This is a genomic window from Burkholderia sp. KCJ3K979, assembly GCF_016759955.1.
Taxonomy (GTDB): domain Bacteria; phylum Pseudomonadota; class Gammaproteobacteria; order Burkholderiales; family Burkholderiaceae; genus Burkholderia; species Burkholderia orbicola.
In genome coordinates, this window is sequence record NZ_JACFYV010000472.1 from 1 (window position 1) to 463 (window position 463).

Sequence of the window (463 nt, forward strand, 5' to 3'; positions counted from 1 at the left end):
TCTCAAATCACCGGTTTCGTTGACGCTTAATTAATTCGTTGAGGATAGGATATGAGTACTTCAGATAGCATTGTATCCAGCCAGACAAAACAATCGTCCTGGCGTAAATCAGATACCACATGGACGTTAGGCTTGTTTGGTACGGCAATCGGCGCCGGGGTGCTGTTCTTCCCTATCCGCGCAGGTTTTGGCGGACTGATCCCGATTCTTCTGATGTTGGTATTGGCATACCCCATCGCATTTTATTGCCACCGGGCGCTGGCGCGTCTGTGCCTTTCTGGCTCTAACCCTTCCGGCAACATTACGGAAACGGTGGAAGAGCATTTTGGTAAAACTGGCGGCGTGGTTATCACGTTCCTGTACTTCTTCGCGATTTGCCCACTGCTGTGGATTTATGGCGTTACTATTACCAATACCTTTATGACGTTCTGGGAAAACCAGCTCGGCTTTGCACCGCTGAATC

Annotated in this window: 1 protein-coding gene; it reads left to right on the top strand. The window is 49.5% G+C overall.

Annotation, left to right across the window (positions count from 1 at the left end):
- Positions 1 to 51 precede the first annotated feature (51 nt).
- On the top strand, positions 52 to 463 hold a 412-nt coding region (locus H3O04_RS35690), incomplete at its 3' end, for an aromatic amino acid transport family protein (protein WP_272929927.1).